Source organism: Nitrospirillum pindoramense, from assembly GCF_007827955.1.
Taxonomy (GTDB): Bacteria; Pseudomonadota; Alphaproteobacteria; order Azospirillales; family Azospirillaceae; genus Nitrospirillum; species Nitrospirillum amazonense_B.
Genome location: NZ_VITR01000011.1, coordinates 52,834 through 73,286 on the forward strand (window position 1 = coordinate 52,834; position 20,453 = coordinate 73,286).

The 20,453-nt window shown below is 67.9% G+C and carries 16 protein-coding genes; 3 read left to right on the forward strand and 13 right to left on the reverse strand.

Annotated features, from left to right (window positions below):
- Window positions 1–117: 117 nt before the first annotated feature.
- From FBZ90_RS18420 to FBZ90_RS18450, 7 genes are all read right to left on the reverse strand, one after another.
- A complete protein-coding gene (locus FBZ90_RS18420; protein WP_246130488.1) occupies window positions 118–2,904 on the reverse strand; it encodes a TonB-dependent receptor in 2,787 nt (928 codons plus the stop codon).
- Window positions 2,905–3,168: 264 nt separating this feature from the next.
- Complete coding sequence (locus FBZ90_RS18425; protein WP_145734436.1) at window positions 3,169–5,235, reverse strand: hypothetical protein; 2,067 nt, start codon at window positions 5,233–5,235, stop codon at window positions 3,169–3,171.
- A 57-nt stretch (window positions 5,236–5,292) separates the two neighbouring features.
- Complete coding sequence (locus tag FBZ90_RS18430) at window positions 5,293–6,810, reverse strand: tryptophan halogenase family protein (protein WP_145734438.1); 1,518 nt, start codon at window positions 6,808–6,810, stop codon at window positions 5,293–5,295.
- Window positions 6,811–6,915: 105 nt separating this feature from the next.
- Complete coding sequence (locus FBZ90_RS18435; RefSeq protein ID WP_186455901.1) at window positions 6,916–9,717, reverse strand: TonB-dependent receptor; 2,802 nt, start codon at window positions 9,715–9,717, stop codon at window positions 6,916–6,918.
- A 207-nt stretch (window positions 9,718–9,924) separates the two neighbouring features.
- Window positions 9,925–10,920 carry a FecR family protein gene (locus FBZ90_RS18440; protein WP_145734442.1) on the reverse strand — a complete coding sequence of 332 codons (996 nt, stop codon included), beginning with the start codon at window positions 10,918–10,920 and terminating at the stop codon, window positions 9,925–9,927.
- Window positions 10,917–11,483 carry an RNA polymerase sigma factor gene (locus tag FBZ90_RS18445; protein WP_145734444.1) on the reverse strand — a complete coding sequence of 189 codons (567 nt, stop codon included), beginning with the start codon at window positions 11,481–11,483 and terminating at the stop codon, window positions 10,917–10,919. The genes FBZ90_RS18440 and FBZ90_RS18445 overlap by 4 nt, the downstream gene beginning before the upstream one ends.
- Window positions 11,484–11,618: 135 nt before the next feature.
- On the reverse strand, window positions 11,619–12,113 hold the full coding sequence (locus FBZ90_RS18450; RefSeq protein ID WP_145734446.1) for a DUF3299 domain-containing protein: 495 nt from the start codon (window positions 12,111–12,113) through the stop codon (window positions 11,619–11,621).
- Window positions 12,114–12,408: 295 nt separating this feature from the next.
- Here FBZ90_RS18450 and FBZ90_RS27920 point away from each other — a divergent pair, with 295 nt between their 5' ends.
- The gene (locus FBZ90_RS27920) at window positions 12,409–12,558 is read left to right on the forward strand and encodes a hypothetical protein (RefSeq protein ID WP_186455902.1); all 150 of its coding nucleotides are present in this window, start codon (window positions 12,409–12,411) and stop codon (window positions 12,556–12,558) included.
- 3 nt (window positions 12,559–12,561) lie between these two features.
- Here the strand turns inward: FBZ90_RS27920 and FBZ90_RS18455 are convergent, their stop codons facing one another.
- The 6 genes from FBZ90_RS18455 to arsH form a co-directional block, all read right to left on the reverse strand.
- A complete protein-coding gene (locus FBZ90_RS18455) occupies window positions 12,562–13,836 on the reverse strand; it encodes an ABC transporter permease (protein ID WP_145734447.1) in 1,275 nt (424 codons plus the stop codon).
- A complete protein-coding gene (locus FBZ90_RS18460) occupies window positions 13,833–14,504 on the reverse strand; it encodes an ABC transporter ATP-binding protein (protein ID WP_145734449.1) in 672 nt (223 codons plus the stop codon). The genes FBZ90_RS18455 and FBZ90_RS18460 overlap by 4 nt, the downstream gene beginning before the upstream one ends.
- Before the next feature lie 103 nt (window positions 14,505–14,607).
- Window positions 14,608–15,633, reverse strand: a complete 1,026-nt coding sequence (arsB, locus tag FBZ90_RS18465) for an ACR3 family arsenite efflux transporter (protein WP_145734451.1) — start codon at window positions 15,631–15,633, stop codon at window positions 14,608–14,610.
- 11 nt (window positions 15,634–15,644) lie between these two features.
- Window positions 15,645–16,490 carry an arsenate reductase (glutaredoxin) gene (arsC, locus tag FBZ90_RS28905; RefSeq protein ID WP_145734452.1) on the reverse strand — a complete coding sequence of 282 codons (846 nt, stop codon included), beginning with the start codon at window positions 16,488–16,490 and terminating at the stop codon, window positions 15,645–15,647.
- Window positions 16,487–16,849, reverse strand: a complete 363-nt coding sequence (locus FBZ90_RS18475) for an ArsR/SmtB family transcription factor (RefSeq protein ID WP_145734454.1) — start codon at window positions 16,847–16,849, stop codon at window positions 16,487–16,489. The genes arsC and FBZ90_RS18475 overlap by 4 nt, the downstream gene beginning before the upstream one ends.
- 5 nt (window positions 16,850–16,854) lie before the next feature.
- Entirely contained in the window at window positions 16,855–17,598 is a 744-nt protein-coding gene (arsH, locus tag FBZ90_RS18480) for an arsenical resistance protein ArsH (protein WP_186455903.1), read from the reverse strand.
- 127 nt (window positions 17,599–17,725) lie between these two features.
- Between arsH and FBZ90_RS18485 the strand changes: the two genes are divergently transcribed.
- Window positions 17,726–18,037, forward strand: coding sequence for a hypothetical protein (locus FBZ90_RS18485; protein WP_145734456.1), 312 nt, complete (start codon window positions 17,726–17,728; stop codon window positions 18,035–18,037).
- Window positions 18,034–20,412 carry a membrane-bound PQQ-dependent dehydrogenase, glucose/quinate/shikimate family gene (locus FBZ90_RS18490; RefSeq protein WP_145734458.1) on the forward strand — a complete coding sequence of 793 codons (2,379 nt, stop codon included), beginning with the start codon at window positions 18,034–18,036 and terminating at the stop codon, window positions 20,410–20,412. The genes FBZ90_RS18485 and FBZ90_RS18490 overlap by 4 nt, the downstream gene beginning before the upstream one ends.
- The last annotated feature ends 41 nt before the right edge of the window (window positions 20,413–20,453 follow it).

Genomic DNA, 20,453 nt, shown 5'->3' on the forward strand with positions numbered 1-20,453 from the left:
GCGGCAGGCTTCAATTTTATGATAGAGGGCTGCGCCATATGCAGGCTCCCGATGACGGGGACGCGGGGGTTAAAAAAGGGGTGGGGCCATGGACCCCACCCCCGGTAGCAGACTATATCAGTAGGTATACTTCACGGTCATCAGCGCGGTGGTGCCGCTGTCGACGATGTTCGACAGCGTCAGGCTGTTGTGCCCGATGTGGGACCAGTAGGTGTAGTCGCCGGTCAGGTTGGAAACGGAGCCGTCGACGGCGACGCCGTTGTCGAACTTGTAGCCGACGTGCAGGTCCAGGCGGTTGGTCGGCCGGACCCACAGGTTATCCCAGCTGCCGCCTTGGCCCAGGTAGTCGTAATAGGCCAGGTAGGAACCGGTGTGGTTATAGGTGATGTCGGCGGAGAAGCCGCCCACGGCATAGGAGAGGGTGGCGTTGGCCAGCCAGCCCGGGGCGTTCTGGATGGGCTGTTCGTCCAGGCCCTTGATGCCCGTGTCGACCATCGACCACTGGCGGGTCAGGTTGCCGCCGATGCTGAAGTCGGACAGCCAGCCGGTCAGGATGGTGTCGAACTTCTGCCGGAAGGCCAGCTCGATGCCGTAGACGTTGCCGTTGCCGCCGTTCTTGGGCTGGCTGATGCTGACCAGGTCGCTGGTGGTGCTGAACGGGTTGACCAGGGACGAGCCGTTGTCGAACAGGTAGTTCGACAGACGCTTGTAATAGACAGCGGTGGAGGCCATGCCGCCCTGGCTGTTGTGCCATTCACCCGACATGTCCAGGTTGGTGGACTCGATGGGCTTCAGGTTGGGGTTGCCCTGGGTGATGGTCTTGACGCCCGTGTCGGCGCTGATGGACACGGAGGAAGAGGCGCCCAGCTGCACCAGGGCCGGCCGGGTGTAGGACTGGCTGACCGACGCGCGGTAGACGGTGTCGTTGTCCGGGCGCCAGTTCACCAGCACGCTGGGCAGCGGCTCGTTGTAGGTGGTGCTGCTGTTTTCCCAATGGCCGACGGTCTTGCCGCTGCTGTCCAGCTGCCAGAAGGTGTTGTGGATGTCCGTATGCTCGAACCGGATGCCGGGGATGACCTCCACCTGGCCGAACTGCAGGTCGCCCATGACATAAGCCGACGTCACCTGCTCACGCCCCTTCAGGGTGTTGCAGTTCATGTTGTCGACGTAGTTGCCGTTGCAGGTGTCGAAGCTGCTGGCCGTCTGCAGCTTGTAGAAGTAGTCCAGCAGGGTCTGCTGGTTCACCTTGGGCACCGACCAGTTGTAGCGGCCGGGGTAGACCGAGGAATAATAGCCGTTGGCGATGCCCAGGCTGGACCAGGTGCTGTTAGGGTAGCCCAAGGCCGAGAAATAGGGGTTGGTCCAGTCGCGGTTGGTGACCGCGCGGTCGCTTTCCACGAACTTCACGCCCGCCTTGATGAAGGACAGCGGGCCGTTGTCCGCCATGTCGTACTGGCCGTCCATCTTGGCGCCGTACTTGTCCTGGTGGCTGCCCTGCTGGGTCAGCTGGCCGGCGCGGCGGGCCCAGAGGGCGGTGGCGGAGTTGTTCAGGGCGTCATACATGCCGGGGCTGAACACCGGCACCGGATAGCCGTCGTTGCTGCCCATGCCGGCGATGCCGCTGGGGAAGCGGGCGCTGCTGCTGTACTGGTCGTTGCGGGCCGACGCCTCGATGTGGTTGGGGCGGTCGTTGTTGGCGGCGCTGAAGAACACGGTGGGCGTCAGCGTCAGGTTGCCCAGCTTCTTCTCACCGCCCAGCTGAATGGTGGACAGGTCGGCGCGCTCCGGGTTGGTCTCATACCAGACGGAGGTGCGGTACTTGTCCACGCTCAGGCCGTACAGGCCGCTGGCCAGCTGGTTCCAGCTCTTGTTGGTGCTGATGATCTGGCTCAGCGTGCTGTTCTGCACCGCGTTCTCGCGGGCGAAGGAGCCGCGCAGGAAGATGGCGGTGGTGTCGTCCGGACGCCAATCCAGCGACAGGTTGCCGCCGTAACGTTCCGTGCTGCCGTCCGACACGCCGACGCTGATGCCGGTCTGGCGCAGGTTGGACGTCGGGTCCGTGCCGGCCGGGTTGGTCGCGCCGTTGCTGGTGCTGCTGACGGCGAAGCCCCAGCCGCCGTCGTTATGGGCGGCGTCGACGCCGGCCATCTCGCTGTTGGTGAAGTGGCGCTTGTCGTAATAGCCGCTGACATAGACGCCGAACTGGCGGTCGCGGCCGAACTGGCTGGCGATCTCGGCGGCGGTGTTGCCGCCCAGGCCGGTCTCGCCATAGTCGCGGGCGCGGCTTTCCAGGCGGGCGCCGCCCTGCACGCTGATGTGCAGCGGGTTGGTGAAGTCGAAGGCCGTGGGGGTGCGGAAGTCGACGGTGCCGGAGATGGCGTCGCCGCTCATGGACGCGTCCAGCGTCTTGTTCACGACGATGGTCTGCAGGCCTGACGGCGGCAGCAGGTCCAGCTGGACGCTGCGGCTGTAGGGCAGGCCCTGGGCCACTTCCACGCCGTTCATCAGGTCGACGGCGAATTCCGAGTTCATGCCGCGGATGGCCACCAGCATGCCTTCGCCGCGCGAGGCGCCGTCGATGCCGCCGGCCACCGACTGCCCGGTGTTGCTGACGGTCACGCCGGGCAGCAGGCCCAGGGCCTCGGCCACGTTATGAACGGCGGTGTGTTCCAGTTCGGTCGCCGACATGATGTCGACGGTGTTGGACGCCCGCAGCTTGCCGCTGTCGGCCTGCTCGCGGTTGGCGAACACCAGGATTTCCTCCAGCGTTCCGTCCGTGCTGGCCGTGGTCGCGTCTTTGGCGGTGGCGGCGGTGGCTTCGGCGGCATGGATGGTCGGTGCGGCCAGCAGGGCGCCCGCCATGGCGCCGCAGAGCAGGACGTCCTTGAGCATCGTGTGTCGCATAGTCTTCTTTCGGCTCCCTTTTGGACGCCCCCGGCGGGCGCCCCTAAAAGCCAAGACGCGGCACACGGCAAGATTCCGGCCTGTCACGTAACTTTAGCAATTTTGGTTTCGTTATTCGGCGAGGAGCCTTCCTCCTTTTGACCTCGACCTGCCTGGCAATAGCCGGGAAGCTGAACGGTAGGACGGAACTCCTAAGCGCTTGGGTTTTGATAGGATTGGACATGCCCTCCCGCTCCCGCTGAGTGGGTCGGATTCAGTTCGAGATCATTGCCGTTCCTTCGGCGGCCGCACGGCCAGGAAGACGGTGCTCCACAGTTGGGCGGCGTTGGACTCGTCGGCGTCGCCGCCGGCAGCACCATAGGGGGCCACGACGTAGTGGCCGTCGTGGAAGTCCCAGGACCACAGTTCCGAACTCTGCACGCTGCGGGTCGCGGTGATGGCCTGCCACAGGGCGGTTTGTAGGCGGGTCAGCTTGGCCCGCGTGGCGGGCGGAAGGTCGGTGCGGGACAGCTGCCGGGCCAGGCCGGCGGCGGTCAGGGCCTGCTGCCATGACCACACCACCGTGCCGTGATAGGCGGTGCGCGGGAACAGGTCCTGCACCGCCGCGGGGGCGTAGGCCGGGTTGGCCACCAGCATGCCGATGCCGGTCATCAGGCCGGCGGGGAAGGGGCGGCTGGCTGCGTCCACGGCGGCGTTCAGCGCCTGGGGGGCTGGATGGTCGAACAGCAGGTCGAAGCCCTCGTCGGAATGCAGCACGGGCACCGGCTTGCCCGCCGCGTCCAGTGATAGGGCATGGAAGTGCACCGGGCCGTCCGGCAGACTGGCCAGAGCGGTGTCGGCGGGCACGCCCGCCTTGGCGGCGTACGCGGCCACGGCCCGCCGCGCCTCAGCCGGCGGCACGGCTACGTCGAACAGGGCGGGGGCCTTGGCCCGCCACACCTTGGCCAGGTCGGCGGCCTTGGCCAGTTCCGCCCGGGAGGTGGTGTCCAGCCAGGGGTCCAGCAGCTTGGCCCGCAGCAGGGCGTCCGTGGCTTCCAGCGCCGCCGGAACTAGGATGGCGTTGACGTCATAGGGATAGACGCCGCCGCCCAGTCCGGTGTTGCTGTCACGCCATTCCCCCACCGGCACGCCGGGCTTAAGCCGTACCAGGGTGTTGACCCCCGGCGCCGCGGCGAAGGGTGCCGCCTGGGCGACCACATGGCGCAGGTTGCGCACCAGGGCGACGCCCGCCACCTCCTCCAGGCCGGAGCGGCCATCGGGATTTGTCAGGGCAGGACCGGCCAGGAAGTCCCGGGCGGTGGCGCGGCCGCGCGCGTCGTCCACCAGCCAGGCGCGGGCCACCGGCGCCAGCAGGAAATCGCTGTCCACCATCTTGTAGTCGTAGACCGGCGCGTCCGACAGGGTGCCGTCCGTCTTCAGATGGTCCAGAATGGCGAATTCGCCGATGTCCTCCTCATGCGCCACCTCGCCGCCGGGTGACAGCCGGGCGAGGACGGAGCGCAGGCCCGCCGCTACCGCGTCCGGCTGCAAGGCCGGCATCAGCAGCATGACGGACATCAGCGTGTCGCGCCCGAAATAGGTGTCGAACCGCCAGGACCCGGCCAGCAGCTTTTCCCGATAGCTGAGGAAGGTCAGTGCGTCGCGGGCCCCTGGTTGGGTCGCCGCCTGGGCGCTCAATAGCTGGTCGCCCGCCAGTGGGGTCAGCGGTGTTTCGCCCGTCAGCGCCGTGACGCGCAGGCCGATGGTGCCGTCGGCGCCGGCCCTCAGCATGCCGTCCGCCAACCGGCCACGCGTGACGGTGACCATCAGGCGATAGCCGGGCTCGCCGTCCAGCCGGTCGCGCGCCCAGTCCAGCGTGTCCTGGGTGCGGGTGGGCGATACCTCGACCTGCGTCGGCAGGGTGTGCAGCGTCTCATAATCGCGCAGCACCCGGACGCTGGACAGCACGCCCTGGCGGGGCACGGCGCTGTCGGCCTTCAGCGTGGCGTCGAACACGATGCCGCGCAGGGGGCGGCCCCTGCTGTCCGTCGTGGTGATGGGCCGGGGGACCCCAGCCATGCTCCACTGCGCGCCGTCCTGGGTGTCCAGCCACAGGCCCACGCCGCTGTTGCCAGCGGGAAAGGCCACCAGGATGCGGGCGTCCTTGCCCGACCGCAACAGCAGGTGTGCCGCCACCGCGCCCTCCCGCACGAAGGCGTTGAGGTTGCGCCCTTCCGTCAGGCTGTAGGACAGCGCCGGTTGGGCGCCCGCGTCCGCGATGGCGGCCATAGGGGCGCACGCCAGGGTCAGGGTCAGGGCGGAACTGAGGACGAGGCGGGGGAGGCGCGGCATGGGCAAAGGTCCTGCGCGAAGGCGGTGGGGGTGGGCTGGGGCAGTGCGGTGACCCGGCTAGGCCGGCGCCATGACGCGGCGGAGGTAGGCGTCATGGCTGGGCAGGGTGGCCATGGCCTTGGCCATCTGCTCCCGGAGGCGCTGCAGATAAGCGATGTTCTCGGCCGCTGGCAGGGTGTCCAGCAGCGGGTTGTAATCGGCGGCCCGCAGGCCCTGGCCCATCATGACGGCGAACCAACTGGCGTCGCGGAACAGCTCATCGGTCGACAGCACAATGCGGCCGGTGCGGGTGAAGTGCCGCTCCTTCCAGGTCAGGCCCTCCGGCACGGCCATGGCCTGGCAGTGGCGCCACAGCTGTTCCTCGCGGCCTTGGGTGCGGCTGTAGTGCAGCACCAGGAAGTCGCGCACGGACTCCATGTCGGTGGCGAAGACCTGGTTGAACTGGCCCGCCGTCTCCTCCGGGCATTCCCGGCTGGGGAACAGGGACAGCAGCTTGGCGATGCCGCTCTGGATTAGGTGGATGGAGGTGGACTCCAACGGCTCCAGGAAGCCGCTGGACAGGCCGATGGCCACCACGTTCTTGACCCAGGCCTGCCGCCGGCGGCCCGTCTGGAAACGGATCAGGCGCGGCTCCGCCAGGGCCTTGCCGTCCAGGTTGGCCATCAGGGCGTCGGCGGCCGCGTCGTCGCTGGCGACTTGGCTGCTGTAGACCATGCCGTTGCCGGTGCGGTGCTGCAGCGGGATGCGCCATTGCCAACCGAAGGCGTGGGCGGTGGCGCGGGTGTAGGGTGGGGTGTCGGCCACCCGCTCGCACGGCACGGCCAGGGCGCGGTCGCAGGGCAGCCAGTGCGACCAGTCCTCGAACCCGCTTTCCATGACGCCGCCGATCAACAGGGCGCGCAGGCCGGAACAATCGACAAACAGGTCGCCGGCGATGACATCGCCCCGGTGGGTGGTCAGGCGGGTGACGAAGCCGGTTTCGGGATGCCGCTCGATCCGCTCCACCTTGCCCTCGACGCGCCTGACCCCCCGGGCCTCCGCCAATTGGCGCAGATGGGCGGCGTAGAGGCCGGCGTCGAAATGGTAGGCATGGCCCAGGGTGGAGAAGAGGGAATGGGGATCGGGGGCGGGCGGGCCGAACTTTCCCGTCCGGGCCGCCAACGTCGCCAGGGAATAATCCTCGTGGCTGTGGGGCAGGCCGTCCTGGCGGGCCCGGACCCAGCGGTGGACGAACATCTGGGCGTCGGCCGGCCCGCCATAGCGGCCGAAGGGATGGAAATAGCGGCTGGGATTCCCACCCGGGGTCCCGTTCCAGCCGACGAACTCGATGCCCAGTTTGAAGGTGGCCTTGGTTTCGCGCAGGAAGCGCGCCTCATCCAGGCCGATCAGGGTGTTGAACCAGTGGATGGTGGGGATGGTGGCCTCCCCCACGCCGATGATGCCGATTTCCTCGGACTCGATCAGCGTCACCTCGAACTGCGGCGGCGCGTTAACCTTGGCCAAGGCCGCGGCCGTCATCCATCCAGCGGTGCCCCCGCCCAGGATGACGACCTTCCGGATCCGTCGGTCTGACACGGCGTGCGCACTCCCATGACAAGGCATTTTAAAAAGAAAGGCGGGCGGCGGGCCCCGAACTGATCCGCCGCCCGCCCCAGGGAGGAGGGGAGGAAGCAAGCGGGGTCAGAACTTCGCGGTCAGGGACACCATGGCGTTGGGGCCGACGATGCCACGGCCATAGAAATAGCCATTCACGATCTGCTGGGTGAAGCCCTGGCGGGGGTTGCCCTCCGTCAGGCCCAGCTCATCCGTCACGTTGTCGACGCTGACGTTCAGCGTCATGGCTGGTGTCAGGTTATAGATGGCGCCGATGGTCACGACGCCATAGCCGGGCAGTTCCACCTGGTTGCCGTTGTCGGCGAAGATGCGCCCGACATACTTGTAGCGCAGGTAAATCTGGCCCTTGTTGTCCGGCAGGTCGTATTCCGGCGTGATGGCGTACAGGATCTTGGGCGTGCGGCCCGGAACCTTGCCATTGTAGAAGGCGGCCACCTGCGGCGCGATGTTGGTGCCGTTGACGTCGGTGAACCCCACCTTGACGTTGCTGAACGTCGGGTCCTGGTAGGTCGCCTGAGCGTGGATGGCGAAGGCGCTCAGCGGCTCATACTGCGGGCGGTAGAACAGGTCGACGTCGACGCCATTGGTCTGGGAGTCGGCGAAGAAGGCCTGGTTCAGGTTGGGATTGTCGGGATTGACGCCGCCGCCCCAGGTCTGGTTGTTGAATTCCGTCCGGAAGCCCCGGATGGTGCCCGTCAGCCCATAGTCGGAATAGGTGACGCCGCCTTCATACAGGGTCAGCGCCGCGGCCTGCGCGTTGGTGCCCTGGGTCTGATAGGCGTGGGCGTAGCGGGCATAGACCGACAGGTTCTGGGCGACGGTGTAGTTGACGCCGGCGGTGACATGCACCGGCGATTCATGCCCCGAATTATAGCTGTAGGTGCCGTTGAAGGCGCTGGGGTTCACCTGCGTCAGACCGCCCACGCCGGCCGGGATGGGCAGGGCGGAACTGTTGCCCGCCACCGCGTCGGTGTCCTCACGCTCATACCGCACGCCGAAGTCGACGTGCAGGTCCTGGTTCCAGGTGAATTCGTTGTTCACATAGACCGACTTGGATGTCTGGTGGGTGGCGCTGATGCCCTGGCCCCAGTTGCCGTAGGAGATCAGGCCGTTGTTGCCCAGGGTCCCCAGCACGGCGCCGGCGTTGTTCATGGCCACGACGTCATAGATGTTGGACTGGTTCGTCACGTCGTTGATGACGGTGGAGACACCCGACTGGTCGGTGTTGATGTCGGTGGCGTAGATCATGCCACCCACCGTCAGGCTGTTGGCCCAGCCGTCGCCCGAGGTTTCCCACTTGGCGCCGAAATCGCTGCCCCAGTCGCGCAGCTTCACCAACTGCCGGTTCAGCACGGTCTGCTGCAGCAGGCCGTTGCCGTTCAGGGCGTTCAGCGCGGCGGCGTTGGACGCCGGGGTGACCTGGCCGTTGGTCAGGTTGCGGATTCCGAACTGCGTCGTGCCGGGGAAGGCCGCCAGGCCCTGCTGCAGCAGGCTGTAGATGGGGGAGGCGCTGGTGGGCGTCAGGTAGGTGAGGGCCGAGGCCAGGCCGCCGTTGCCTGTGCCGCTGCCGGCGAACACGCCGTTGAAGTCCCAGTCGGTCTCGGTATAGCGCCCCCGGGCGAAGAGGGAGATGCCGTGGTCGAACTCACGCTCCCCATCCACGCGGAACTGGTGGCCGGTGGCGTGGATGCCGTCCTGCATGCTGAAATTGCGAAAGCACTGGCCATGGGCGTAGCAGGAATCCGGCACGCTGATGTTGGCGAAACCCTTGCCGATGATGTTGCCGAACTGGCTGTCCAGGCCGGGGACGCTGGAAATGGTGCCGTTGTTGTAGGCGTAGGGCTGGTCGGCGTAGTAGGGGTCGTGCTCGTCCCAGTCCTTGACGGTGAAGCGGATCCAGCCGTCCTCGAACTTGTGCTCCAGCTGCCCCTTGATGTGATACGTCTCGTATCGGAAGGGCGAGCTGCGCACGCCCGGCGTGCTGTCATAATAGCCGGAGATGGCGAAGGCAGTGTCCTTCAGGTCCGGTATGGGGGACGAGAACCACAGGTCGCCGCGCCGGTCGCCATAGGTGGTGCCGGTGATGCGGGCGACGCCGCCGGCCTCGTCGAAGTTCAGCTTGCGCGAGATGAAGTTGATGGAGGCGCCGGCGGCGTTGGGCGTCAGGATGCCGGAGCTGCCGCCCTGCAACGCCTCGACCCGGTCGATCGAGATGTCGTTCTGGAACACCTCGTCATCGTTCAGGCCGCCGTAGATGGCGGGCATGCCGTCCTCGATCAGGCGGACGAACTGCTGGCTGCCGCCCGGCAGGCCGCGCACCGAGTAATTGTTGGACACCGGACCGGCCGTGCCCTCGACAAAGATGCCGGGGATCATTTCCAGCACGTCCACCGTGCTGCGCGGCGCCTTCTGGGCCAGGTCGGCCTCGTTCACCGTGGTGATGGCGACCGAGGCGTTCAGCAGGTTGCGCTTGGATCGCGTGCCCGTGACGATGATTTCCTGAAGGTCCGGCGCGCCGCCCAGGGCGGTGGCGTCATCGGTGGCGGTGGTGGCTGGGGTGGTCTGGGCGACCTGGCCCGCGCCACCCTCGGCGGCCGTATGGCGCAGGGCGGGGGTCAGGGTGGCGGCGTGGTCGGTCTTGCGGCTGACGACCACGGCCCCCGATGAATCCCGGTGCACCGTCAGACCGGTATTGGCCAGGATGCTGTCCAGCGCCTGTTCGGCCGACAGGCGGCCTTGCGCCCCCTTGGTGCTGATGCCGGCCACATCGTCGGCTTTGTAGATCAACTGCGATCCGGTCTGGCGGATATAGCTTTCCAGCGCCGCGCGCAGGTCGCCGGCGGGGATGTCGATCACGGTCTGCGGCACGGCTTCGGCAGCGGATGCCAAAGTGATCGCGGTGGTTGCATTAGTCTTCGTGACAGGCTCAGCGGCGTGAGTCAGCGCCGGCCAACAAACCGTTGACATGAGTGCTGCGGAAAGGGTGCGACGGATAGTCGGATTTGGCACGATTCTCCCCTATTTCTCGGTTGTTGTATTGAGCTTTGACGAAGGGCCGTGCCAAATCCCCTATGCTCAATTTGAAATTCTTATTTCCCGGCCGTCGTCGATGACCTTGAGGCCGAAACCGCTGTGCAGCAGGCGGGCGAAGGCGTCGACATTGGTGGCTTCGAAGCTGCCGCCGATGCGGATGTCGCCCATGGGGCCCTCAGCCGGCACCACCAACTGCTTGCGGTTATACCGGTTGAATTCCGCCGCCACCTCACGCAGCGGCCGGTCGGTGAACACCAGCGTCCCGTGCCGCCAACCCAGCGCCTCCCGGATTTGTTCCTCGCTGCGGCTGGATTTGCGGATGGCCTTGGGCTGGGCCACCGCCGCCATGGATTGTGTCACCAGGGTCGGGGGCACGTCGTTGGGATGCGCCATGTCCTCCACCAGCACCGCCCCTTCGGCCACCACCACCTCCAGCTTGTCGCCATCGCGGCGGACGGAGAATTTGGTGCCGACATCGACGATGCGCAGGTCCCCGCTGATGACGACGAAGGGGTGCTTGTCGTCATGCACCACCTCGAAGAAGGCTTCACCCTTGTCCAGCCGCACCTCACGCGCCGTCTGGTCCACCGAGGCGCGCAGCCGGGTGTTGGTGTTCAGCTCGATCTGCGAGCCGTCCTGCAAATGAGCGGTGTAGCGGTCGCCCACGCCCGTGCTGAATTTCTGGCCGGCGGCAAAGGGCCAGTCCCACTCATCCACCAGCGGCAGCACGAGCAGCAGCACCGCCGCCGCAGCAGCCGTCATGGTGGCCCATCGGGCGGCACGTCGGGCGGGCCAGCGGCGCCACGGTGCCGGCGGGGCGTCGGTGGGCGGCAGCGGCAGGGTGGTGGCCTGCCCGGGTGACCGCAGATGGTCCGCTCGCCTCCAGGCGGCCTCCAGCCTCAGATAGGTCACGCGATGGCGGGTGGAGGTGGCCAGCCAGGCGTCGAACCCGGCCTTGGCCGCCGCGTTCAGCGGTCCGGCGTCCTGGCGGGCCAGCCAGCGCGCCGCTTGTTCCTCGATGGGGTCGTGCTCGATCATGAGCGCCCCGCTTTCCGGGCGCGGCCGAGGCGACGGGCGATGGGTTCTGGGGCGATGTCCGCCATGGCGTCGGCGATCAGCCGGACACCCTTGGCCACCTGCTGCTCCACCGTGCTTTCGCTGATGCCCATGCGCCGGGCGACGTCGCGCTGCGGCAGGCCGTGCACTTTCCGCAGCAGCGTCACCTCCCGGCAGCGCGGGGGCAGGCGGTTGATGGCCGCCTGCAACAGCCGCACGGCCTCGCGCCCGACAGCGTTGCGCTCCGGATCGGGCACGGTGTCGGCCACGTCCAGATCCTCAAGGTCGATCACCGTTTCGATCGATACCACCTGGGCACGGCGGGCGCGGTCGATCAGCAGGTTGCGGGCCGTCATGAACAGGAAGGGCTTGGTCAGTTCAGGGATCGCCACGGTCGCCGCCTCGTAGACACGGGTGTAGATCTCCTGCCGCAGGTCGGGGATCTCGTTGGCCTCCCGCCACTTGCGGCGCAGATAGCCGGTCAGCGCCGCCTCCAGGGGCAGGACTTCCTCCATGAACCATAGATCCACCGCGCTCCTGTTCACCGACCCTCATTCCTCCCTGGGTTTTCACGCCTGGCCGACGCCTTATTCAGCGGCGTCTTATCCAGGTATGACGAACGGGCCCGAAAAATCCAGGATGGGCAAATGCAAAAAAGCGGCGGGTGACGGCGGGAGGGATCAGCCGCTGGGCTGCTGGTGGGCGCTATCCAGATGATAATACAGGCAATTCTCATCGTCCGGCGTCAGCCGCACGGTGCCTGTCAGGACCACCAGGTCATAGGTGAAGGTGACAGGCTCGGTCGTGCGCACCTCCACCACGTCGGCCGCGCCGGGCGGCGGGCAGAAGGGGCAACTGGGGGCCAGGGCGCTCAGCAGGAAGTGGGTCGAGTGTTCCGTCTGGTCCAGCGGGATGATGTATCCGCCCAGCGTCAGGCTTTGCCCCGCCATATGCTGCACCGTGGGGCCGAAGACGGCGCGCAGCCGCGTGCCGTTCTTCACTTTCACCTCGATCTCCTTCACATCGGCGATCTTGTCCCAGCCCAGGGTGGCGCGCGGGATGTCCTGGACCTTGGGCGCCGTCCCCTTTTCCAGGCGCAGGGCCAGGGCGGGGGCCGGAGTGAAGGCGGGCAGGGCCAGGGCCAGCAGCAGGACGGGCAAGCGGGGCAGCGGCATGGGGATTTCCAAGAATGGTCGCCGTGAACAAGTTATGATATAACATATCACAATTTGGCGGTTTCGATAGGCGATGGAAAGGTGGGGCGCTATGACGCGCAAGGGGATGCTTTGGACGATGCTGGTTGCCGCCTGCCTCGCCAGCGGGTCGGGGGCGGCCCGGGTTGCCGACCCGGCGCCATCGCCCGCCGCGTCGTCACTTCCTCCGCCCGTACCGACGCCGGCCGGCACTCCGCAAGGGGGCGCATCGCCAGCGGCGACCCCATCGGCGCCCTCAACGGCTGAGGATGCGGAGATGGCCGCCGCCGCCGTCCGCAACATGCGGGAGGAAAAGTGGCGCGAGGCCGCGCGCGCCTATCAGGACAGTCTGGGCCCCGACGCCCCGCACGGTTCCGCCGGCCTATGCTGCCATCCCACGCCCTACGGCACGCAGTGGTGTCACTAGCTTTCAACCCCGCGCCAGCGTCCGGGCCACGTCGGTGCGGTAGGCTTGGATGGCTGGCAGGGCCGCCGCCACCGCCGCGACGGCGATGCCCAGGCCCAGCAGGCCCAGGTCGGCCGGCACCACGGTGAAGGGGCTGAGGCCGAAGTCCCGCGCCCTGGGCGACAGCAGGGCGAACAGGGCGATGCCGCCATGGGCCAGGACCAGGCCGGCCACGGTCCCGGTACCGCTGACCAGCAGCGCTTCCACCCCGATCTGGATGACGATGCGGGCCCGGCTGGCGCCCAGGCTGCGCATGACGGCCAGATCATAACGCCGCTGCTGCAGGGCGTTGGTCAGTGCGACGAAGGTGCCCAGCGCCGATGTCACCACCAGCAGCACGCCCACGGCGCGGAAGGCGTCCAGCCCGGCACCCAGCAACGACATCAGCCGCACCAATTCCACGGCGGGGCTGGCCGCCTGGGCCCCGGTTTCGCTGTTGATGGCGCGGGGCAGCCGGGCGGCGGCGAGGGGCGAGGCATAGCGCACCAGGATGGCGGTCACCTCGCGCGGGGGCTGCGCGCCGGCCTCGGCGGAATGGGGCGCATCATGGTCCGCGTCGTGATCGTCGTCATCACCATCATTGTGATGATGGTGATGGTCATGTACCGCCCAGACGCTTTCCACCGGCGTCAGCACCAGACGGTCCACAACGGTGCCGGTGGGGGCCAGGATGCCGACCACGGTGTAAGGGGTGTGGGCATGCACCTCCCCGCCGGGGGTTAGGCCGTGGCTGCCGGCGAAGCTGTCGCCCACATGCAGGTTGGCGCTGCGCGCCACTGTGGCGCCCACGGTCGCCTCCATGGCGGTGGCGAACATGCGCCCCTGCGCCAGGGCCGCTTGGTAATGGGCGGGATAATCCGCCGTGGTCCCGACGATGCGGAAACCGTGGTAGCTGTCGCCCATGGCCACCGGGATGGCCTGCTTGACCAGCGGGTTGCGCCGCAAATCGTCCAGGGTGGACAGGGGGACATTCCCCGTGGGCACGTCCGCCTGGTAGACGCTGGACAGGATCAACTGCAACGGACTGCCCTTGGCGCCCACCACCAGGTCTATGCCGGCGACATCGCGGGTCAGCCGCCCCTGCATCTGGTTGTCGATCAGCGCCAGCCCGGCGATGGCGGCCACGCCCAGGGCCAGCAGCAACAGGTTCAGGCCCGTGGCCAGGCGGTTCTGGCGCAAATAGGCCAGACTGAGCCCGAACGGGCCCAGGCCGCCGCCGATAACGGTGCGGCCACTCATGCCACCACCTCCAGAACGGACGCCGCCAGGGTCAGGCGGGCGGGCAGGCGGGCCTTCAATCGGGCATCGTGGGTGGCGATCAGCAGGGTGGCCCCGTTCTCCGCCGCCTGTTCCAGCATCAGGTCCAGCAGGCGCTGGCAATTGCCGTCGTCCAGCGCGCTGGTCGGCTCATCCGCCAGGACCAGGGCGGGGCGGTTGACGACGGCGCGGGCGATGGCCAGCCGCTGGCGTTCACCCTGGGAAAGCTGTTGGGGACGGGCCTCCGCCCTGCTGGCCAGGCCGATACGCGCCAGCAGATGGGCGACGCGGTCATCATCCAGCGGATAACCCGCCAGACGCTGCGCCAGGCGCAGATTGTCGGCCAGGGTCAAGGCGTTCACCAGGTGCAACTGCTGGAACACCAGGCCGACGCAGGCACCGCGCACCGTGTCGCGCACGCCTTCACTGAGGCTCGTCATGTCCTGGCCGGCCACTATGACCTGCCCGCTGGTGGGGGACAGCAGCCCCGCGATGATCTGCAGCAACGTGGTCTTGCCGCTGCCGCTGGGCCCCAGAAGCAGGCCGTGCTCCCCGTCTTCAACCCGCCAATCCGGCAGGTCCAGCACGAGGCGGCCGGCCACCCGGTGACGCAGGGCGCGCAGATGAATCAAGGGGGAGGGCGGGGACATACGGCACCATGTACGTTATGTTATAACATAACTAGATACCGGTGCCGTTTCGGCCCGTCCATGCCTTTTTCGCCGCAGGCCCGTTGGGGACACCGAGCGCTTTTTAAAGGGACTGCCGTTCGTACCAGGGGCGGGACGCCTTCACCAGGCGCACCACCGAGAGCATCACCGGCACCTCCACCAACACGCCCACCACGGTGGCGAGCGCCGCCCCGGAATTGAGGCCGAACAGGCTGATGGCGGCGGCCACGGCCAGCTCGAAGAAGTTGCTGGCGCCGATCAAGGCCGCCGGGGCCGCCACGCACCAGGCGACGCCGAACCGCCGGCTCAGTAGATAGGCCAGGCCGGCGTTCAGGTAGACCTGGATGAGGATGGGCACGGCCAGCAGGGCGATCACCACAGGCTGGGCCAGGATCTGCTCCCCTTGGAAGCCGAATAGCAGCACCAGCGTGGTCAGCAGCGCCACCAGGGACAGCGGCTGCAGGACGGACAGGGCGCGCTTCAGCCGCGTCTCGCCGCCCGCCAGTAGGGCGCGGCGCCAACCTTGCGCCACCACCACCGGCACGACGATGTAGAGGGCGACGGATAGCGCCAGGGTGGCCCAGGGCACGGTGATGGAGGCCACGCCCAGCAGCAGGCCCACCAGCGGCGCGAAGGCGAACACCATGATCACGTCGTTCAGCGCCACTTGGCTCAGGGTGTAGTGTGGTTCGCCTTCACAAAGGTTGGACCAGACGAACACCATGGCCGTGCAGGGGGCGGACGCCAGCAGGATCAGGCCGGCGATGTAGGACGGGCCCTGCCCGGCCGGCAGCAGGCCGGCGAACAGGGTGCCGATGAACAGCGTACCCAGCAGCGCCATGGAGAAGGGCTTGACCGCCCAGTTGATGAACAGGGTGACCATCACCCCCCGCCAATGCTCCTTCACTTGCGCCAGGGCGCCGAAGTCGATCTTCAGCAGCATGGGGATGATCATCAGCCAGATCAGCCCGGCCACCGGCAGGTTGACCTTGGCCACCTCGGCCGCCGCCACGGTGCTGAACACGCCCGGCAGCAGGTGGCCCAGGGCGATGCCGGCGACGATGCACAGCGCCACCCAAAGGCTGAGGTACCGTTCGAAGCGGGACATGGCGGCAGTCCTCAGACGGTGATGGTCCGCGACAGCAGCGTCGCGGTGGAGGGGCACAGGCCCTGGGCCTGGGGCGTGGCCAGGACGGAGGCCGGGGCCTGGTCGCGGGAGACGGGCTTGAACCCGGCCTTCTCGAAGAAGCCGCCGGCGGACGTGGTCAGCAACCAAGCCCGCTGGTGACCTTCCTCCCAGGCTCGGCGCAGCAGCAGGGCCACCAGGGTGCGGCCGATGCCCTTGCCCTGCGCCGCTGCCGGCACCACTACGGAGCGGACCAGGACGTCGGCGTCCAGCGGCACGTAGCCGCCATAGCCCGCGAGCGTGCCGCCCAGGGTCCAATAGGCGAAGAACTTGCCCTCGCCGTCAGCGAGGTCCGCCACTGGCAGGCCAGCGGCCGTCAGCGCCGCCACCAGGCCGGGGTGGGAGGCCGGGATCGGTGTATCCTTCAGGAAGGGCACCCCTTCCTCTTTGTCGAGGTCCGCGAGATTAATATCCATGGGGGGCAGATCGGGCAGCAGGTCCAGGACGACGTCAGACGGCCGGCAGAGCGTCACGCCTCGGGGCGTCACCACGATGGGCCGGTTGATCAGGATGGGGTGGGCCATCATGAAATCCAGCAACTCGTCGTCGGTCCATTTCGGATCGTCCAGGCCAAGCTCCGCATAGGGCGTGCCCTTGCGGCGCAACACCTGGCGGACGGGCAGGCCCATGCGCCGGATCAGGTCGGCCAGGACGTCGCGGCTGGGTGGGGTCTTCAGATACTCCACCACCTCGGGTTCCGTCCGCGCCCGCTCCAGCAGGGCCAGGACGTTGCGGGACGTGCCGCAGGCGGGGTTGTGGTAGATCGTGACGCGGCTCATGACGCCCCCTGGATGATGGCCGGCTTCGGGCAGCAGTCGATCGTCTTGGCAATGTCGGTGCGGCACAGCTCCGGCACACCGCCGCAGCAATCCTGCATCAGGAAGTCCAGCAGGCGGCGGGTGCCGTCATAATCGGTGGCGTAGTAAATCTGCCGCTGTACCCGCCAGGCGCGCAGCAGACCCGCCCGTTCCAGAATGCCCAAATGATGCGACAGGGTGGATGCCGGCACGCCGACGCGGGCGGCGATGTCCCCAGCGTTCAGCCCGTCCGGCCCCGCCTGCACCAGCAGGCGGAACACCCCCAGGCGGGTTTCCTGTGCCAGGGCGGCGAAGGCCCCGATGGCGGCTTTCGGTTCCATAACGGTCAGGCCTTGCCCGCCGCCGGCGTCTCGTGGCTCATGGCCACGGCCCCCAAATCGGGCTTCGGCTCCTTGGCCGCGGCCTCCTTCCGCTCGCTGTAGCGGTCGACCATGTAGTCGGCGCGGTCGCGCACCAGCAGGGTGAACTTCACCAACTCCTCCATCACGTCCACCACACGGTCGTAGTAGGCGGACGGCTTCATGCGGCCGTCGTCGTCGAACTCCTGATAGGCCTTGGCCACCGACGACTGGTTGGGGATGGTCACCATGCGCATCCACCGCCCCAGCACCCGCAGGGCATTGACGGCGTTGAAGGATTGGCTGCCGCCGCAGACCTGCATCACCGCCAGGGTGCGGCCCTGGGTGGGGCGAACGCTGCCCGTTTCCAGGGGCAGCCAGTCAATCTGGCTCTTGAACACGCCGGTGATGGTTCCGTGCCGCTCGGGGGAGCACCAGACCTGCCCCTCGGACCAGATCGACAGCTCGCGCAGCTCCGCCACCTTGGGATGGGTGGGGGGCACGCTGTCCGGCAGGGGCAGGCCGGCGGGATCGAAAATGCGGGTTTCACAGCCGAACCGTTGCAGCAGGCGCGCGGCCTCCTGCGTCAGGAAGCGGCTGTAGGACCGTTCCCGCAGGGAGCCATAGAGCAGCAGGATGCGCGGCGGATGGCTGGAAATCCGCTTGGGCGTGAGCTTGTCCAGGTCCGGAAGATCGAACCGGTCGGCGTCGATGTTGGGCAGGTCGTTCATGATCCCCACGATAATTCGATATCTCTCGAAATGTCAAACGAAGGCGCCCGGAACCTTCCCACGGCCCAAGCCTTTCAATGCCCGATGCGGGGCGCTTCGCCCCCACCAGCCGTCCCGGTGATCACCCATGGATTATGTCGCCCTGTTCTTCGCCGGTGCCTTCCTGTGCAACGGCATTCCCCACCTGGTGGCGGGCCTGCATGGCCGCCCCTTTCCCACGCCGTTCGCCAAGCCGCCGGCGGTCGGGGACAGTCCACCCCTGGTCAACTTCCTCTGGGGGTTCGCCAACATCGTCATCGGCCTGGCCCTATGGTCGCTGTACCCGGTGACGGCGGTGCTGACGCCGGACTTCGGGGTGGCGGCGCTGGGCGCGCTGGGGACCGGCGTGGGGCTGACGCTCCATTTTGCCAAGGTGGCGGCTGGGAAGCCCTCATTATGAGTCCGTCCTGGGACAAGCGGCTGTTCCTGGCGACGGCCGTGGTGGTGGCGCTGTTCGGCATCTACCTCATGCTGGGCGGCGGCTGGCTCATCGTCCTGGGGGGCAGTCCCTATTACCTCGCGGCCGGTATCGCCCTGGTGGTCGTCGCCCTGCTGCTGTGGCGCCGGCGGGCGGCGGCGCTGTGGCTTTACGCGGTGGTGGTGCTGGCCACCATGGCCTGGGCGGTGTGGGAGGTGGGGTTCGATTTCTGGGCGCTGGCGCCCCGGGGCGATGTCCTGGTTCCCCTGGGCGCGTGGCTCATGCTGCCCTTCATCACCCGCACCCTGGCGCCGGTAGGCGAGAGGCAGGTAGGCAGGGGCCCGCTGCTGGCTTTGGGCGCCATGCTGGCGCTGGCCCTGGTGGTTGTCGGCGTCTCCCTGGCCCGCGATCGCCATGCCATACGGGGCACAGTGGCGCCGACGGGGCTGGAGCCCCCGGCCGTGGACCAGGCCGCCGACGACTGGACGGCCTATGGCGGCAGCGGCCGGGGTGACCGGTACTCCGAGTTGGCGCAGATCACCCCGCGCACTGTGGGGCGCCTGAAGCTCACCTGGCAGTTCCGCACCGGCGACCTGCCCGGCCCCGATGATCCCGCCGAAATCACGACGGAGGTGACGCCCCTGAAGGTCGGCGATCTGCTCTACACCTGCTCCCCGCACCAGATCGTCTTCGCGCTGGAGGCCGCGACGGGCAAGCTGCGCTGGAAATTCGATCCCCAGGTGCGGCGTGATCCCAGTTTCCAGCATATGACCTGCCGAGGGGTCGCCTTCCACCGCACCCGGCCCGATGCCACGGCGGCTGACGGAACGCCGGCGCCGGCGGAATGCCCCACCCGCGTCTATCTGCCCACCGACGATGGCCGCCTGTTCGCCCTGGATGGCCAGACCGGGCAGCCGTGCCAGGGCTTCGGCGACCATGGCCAGATCGACCTGAAGCGCGGGAGCGAGGTCAAGCAGGTCGGCTTCTACCAGGGCACCTCACCGCCGGCGGTGACGGACAAGGTGCTGATCATGGGCGGCGCCGTCATCGACAACTACTCGGGCAAGGTGCCTTCCGGCGTCATCCGCGGCTTCGATGTCTACAGCGGCCGCCTGCTGTGGGCCTTCGACGCCGGTAACCCGGACCCCAACGAGATGCCGTCGCCCACCCACCATTTCACCGCCGGGTCGCCTAATTCCTGGGCGGTCTCGGCGGTGGATGAAGCGCTGGGGCTGGTCTACGTGCCCCTGGGGTCGGCGTCGCCCGACATCTGGGGCGGTAACCGGACGCCGGCGCAGGAACGGTACGACAGCGCGCTGGTGGCGCTGGACATCGCCACGGGCAAGCTGCGCTGGTCTTATCAGAACGTGCACCACGACATCTGGGACATGGATGTGCCCGCCCAGCCCAGCCTGGCCGACATCGCCACGCGCGACGGCCCGGTGTCGGCCGTCTATGTCCCGGCCAAGACCGGCAATATCTTCGTGCTGGACCGGCGCGATGGACATCCCATCGTCCCGGCGCCCGAGGTGCCGGTGCCCCAGGGCCCCGCGCCGGGTGACCGGCTGGCGCCGACGCAGCCCGCCTCGCAACTCAGCTTCCGGCCCCGGCAGCGGCTGACCGGCGCCCAGATGTGGGGCGGCACGATGTTCGATCAGTTGGCCTGCCGCATCCTGTTCAAGCGGCTGCGGTACGAGGGGCCGTTCACGCCGCCCTCGGTTCAAGGCACGCTGGTCTTTCCCGGCGACCTCGGCATGTTCGAATGGGGAGGCCTGGCCGTGGACGGCCGGCGTCAGGTGGCCATCGCCAACCCCATGTCGCTGCCCTTCGTCTCCCGCCTGATCCCGCGCGGGCACGACAATCCGGCGGCGCCCAACGGCCAGCATCCGCCGGGGACCGAGTTGGGCGTGCAGCCCATGTATGGCACTCCCTTCGGCGCCAGTCTGGGGGTTTTCCTCTCCCCCTTGGGCATTCCCTGCCTGCAACCGCCTTGGGGCGAGCTGGCGGCCATAGACCTGCGCACCAACCGTGTGGTGTGGCGGCACCGCGTGGGCACCATCCGCGACATGGCCCCCCTGCCGGTTCCGCTGGAACTGGGGGTGCCCATGCTGGGCGGGCCGCTGGTGACGGCGGGGGGCGTGGTGTTCCTGACCTCCACCATGGACTATGCCATCCGGGCCTACGACGTCACCGATGGGCGCTTGCTGTGGCAGGACAGGCTGCCCGCCGGCGGGCAGTCCACGCCCATGTCCTATGAACAAGGGGGGCGGCAATACATCGTTACGGTGGACGGCGGCCACGGCTCATTCGGCACCAAGATAGGCGACTACGTCCGGGCTTACACATTGGCTGATTGAGTGCCGGCCTTGGGCATAGGCCCTTTTTCGTCCTTGCGCCG